The organism is Clostridium coskatii (assembly GCF_001675205.1).
GTDB lineage: Bacteria > Bacillota > Clostridia > Clostridiales > Clostridiaceae > Clostridium_B > Clostridium_B ljungdahlii.
Genome location: NZ_LROR01000073.1, coordinates 1 through 1678, shown reverse-complemented (window position 1 = coordinate 1678; position 1678 = coordinate 1). Strand labels below are relative to the sequence as shown.

Sequence of the window (1678 nt, the reverse complement as noted above, 5' to 3'; positions counted from 1 at the left end):
AAATGAACTGCACCCTGTCAAGTAGACAGTGGAAATAATAAAAGTTATTTAAACGGATAAAGCCCTAAATTCCATTGGGGTTAGGCCGTTTAATCTTTTTTGTAGTCTCTTAGTATTATAGAAATTGATATATTCATTGATTGCATTGGTTAGTTCTTCATATGTATGATATTTATGGAGATAGTACTTTTCACATTTAAGAGTTCCCCAAAAGGCCTCCATTGGGCCATTATCAATGCATTTGCCCACTCGTGACATGCTTTGTGTCATTTGAGCTTCATCAAGCTTTCGCTTAAAACCATAAGATGTATATTGAAAACCACGATCGCTATGAAGCATAGGGCTTGCGCCTGGATTGGATGATAAGGCTAAGTCTAAGTTATTAAAAACAAGATCATTATTGTTAGAATGGCCAAGAATATATGCGACAATAGAGTTGTCATATAGATCAAAAATGGCACTTAAATAAGCCTTTTGAGAGTTACCATATTTGAACTCAGTAACATCAGTAAGCCACTTCTGATTCAGCCTATCGGCTGAAAACGTACGATTTAGTAAATTTTCTGCTACCTGCTGCGGAGCAGATTTGACATAACGTTTTTTCTTTCTGCGAATTACAGACTGTAACGATGCCAGTTTCATAAGTCGATAGATGCGTTTATGGTTAAAATTTTTACCCAGCCTATGATTTAAGTTCAAAGTCATTCTTCGATAACCATAGATACCATCTACTTCATCATAGATTTTAACAATCTCTGCAATCAACATACTATTTTCAGTCTCTTGCATACTTTTTTCACGTTTTGTCCACTTATAGTACGAAGAACGTGGAATCATTGCTATTTTACATAATAGAGATATAGAGAAATTCTCTTTTTCATGAAGTATTGAAATTGCAATATATTTATTTTCTTGTTTTATACGGCTTAATACCGCCTCCTTTCTAGTTCCTCCAATTTTTTTAAGAATGCATTTTCCGCCCTTAATCTTTCATTTTCAGTTTCAAGTTTCTTCATTTCAAGTTTCATTTTCTCTTCAGGTGTAAGCTCCGATTCAATCTTATTTTTGCCACGTGTATCCTGAAGTGCATTTTCTCCACCGAATTTATATTTTTTAACCCATTGATATACTTGCTGATAGGAGACTTGATAAGCCTCAGCAACCTGCTGATAGTTATTATTATGCTCAATGCAATATTTTGCAATTTCAATTCTTTCTTCTAAAGACGTACTTCTTCCCTTTGTCATAGAGTTTCTCCTTCCTTTCGGTTTTGCCGTTACTTCTCTATGACTATTATAATTGTTTAACCACCTTTTCAACACTGTTTTATCTGTTATCTCATATTTTTTCACGAGTTCTCCCTGTGAGTATTTGCCTGAAAGGTATTCTAGAACAACTTGTTCCTTTAATTCTTTTGAGTATTTCTTGCAAGTTTTTGACTCTCTTAGTCCATCTACTCCATACTTTTCATAGTTGTATCTCCATTTATAAAAAGCATAAACACTAACCATATACTTAGTGTGGATTTCTTGTATTGATTTACTCCCATTTTTATATTCCATTAGAATCTTGTATTTTTCCTCTACCGTATATTTAGTTCTTCTAGACACAAAAATGCCCCCTTTCTAGTAACAGATTTTTTATTTTTTAATCTGTCTACTTTAAAGGGAGCATATCA

1 protein-coding gene is annotated in these 1678 nt (G+C 33.6%); it reads right to left on the bottom strand.

What is annotated here, in order from left to right; genetic code table 11:
• Positions 1-48: 48 nt before the first annotated feature.
• Positions 49-1562, bottom strand: a protein-coding gene (locus tag CLCOS_RS21610; protein WP_153042957.1) for an IS3 family transposase whose coding sequence is annotated in 2 segments (ribosomal slippage) — positions 49-953 and positions 953-1562 — 1515 coding nt in all. Because the reading frame shifts where the segments join, the coding sequence is not laid out codon by codon here.
• Between the last annotated feature and the right edge of the window lie 116 nt (positions 1563-1678).